1 protein-coding gene is annotated in these 1,066 nt (G+C 74.3%); it reads right to left on the bottom strand.

Annotation, left to right across the window (positions count from 1 at the left end; translation table 11 throughout):
• A partial coding sequence (locus OOT08_RS17910) for a sensor histidine kinase (RefSeq protein WP_325094234.1) occupies positions 1 to 1,066 on the bottom strand: 1,066 nt, incomplete at both ends.

Below are 1,066 nucleotides of genomic sequence, written 5' to 3' on the forward strand. Positions count from 1 at the left end.
CAGGGGCGAGCCCCCGGCGGGCGCGCCGGGGGAGCCTGCGCCGCGGCTGAGCACCGTGATCGAGACCCCCGTTGCGGGGCCGCCGCGCACCGTGAGCTCGACCGCGCAGCCGGGGGCGTGCTTGCGCGAGTTACTCAGCGCCTCTTGCACGATCCGGTACGTGGCGTGCGCGACCCGACGATCGCAGCCGGCCTCGTCCGACACGGTGATCCGCGCGCGCACCCGATCGTGCTCCGCGAACAGCTGGTCGACGAGCTCGTGCAGATCGCCGAGGCCGAGCCCAGCGGCCTCCCGGGCGGCACCCGGATCCCGGAGGTGGTCGACGACCCGCCGGACATCCGACATCGAGTCCTGCACGGTGCCCCGGATCAGCCGGGCCTGCTCACGCTGCTCCGCCGTCGAGGTGGGCAGGGCCTCCAGGGCGCTCGTGTAGAGCGAGATCGTGGACAGCCGGGCCGAGAGCGTGTCGTGGATCTCGCGGGCCACCTCGCGGCGGTCCTGCTCGCTCACGACCTCGTCGCTGAGCGCAGTGACCCGACCCTGGCTGGCCTCCGCGCGCAGGAGCGCCCCGTCGCGCTCGTCCCGGGCGCGGAGCACCAGCCCCCGTGCGACGGGGGCGATCATCATCGCCCCCGTCACGAGCGGCACGACCCAGAGGGCGTGCGCGGTGAGCCCGGTCTCGGCGGCCAGCGGCGGGAAAAAGGATCGGGACAGCGCGTGGGTCCCGGCCGAGAGATCCCAGAGCACGCTCACGGCGGTCGCCACGGTGACGAGCGCGACCATGCCGATCACCGTCCCGCCCCGGCGCAGCCGCAGCACGGCAACCAGCGCGAAGAGCGCGGGAACCGGCGAGCCGGGCAGGACGAGGCAGAGCCCGGCGGCGATCGAGGTAAACAGCACGGGGGAGCGCCAGCGCCAGAACAGCACACAGCTCAGCGCGATGAGGAGGACGGCCGCGAGCCCCGCGAGGTTCGTGATGACGCCGTCCGGATCGGCGTTGGCCTGCACCCCGAGCTGGGTCGTCGCGCCGAAGCCGCTCGCGATGCCCACCGCGATCGTGCCCGCC

Source organism: Leucobacter sp. M11 (genome assembly GCF_035726885.1).
Classification (GTDB): domain Bacteria; phylum Actinomycetota; class Actinomycetes; order Actinomycetales; family Microbacteriaceae; genus JAPFRB01.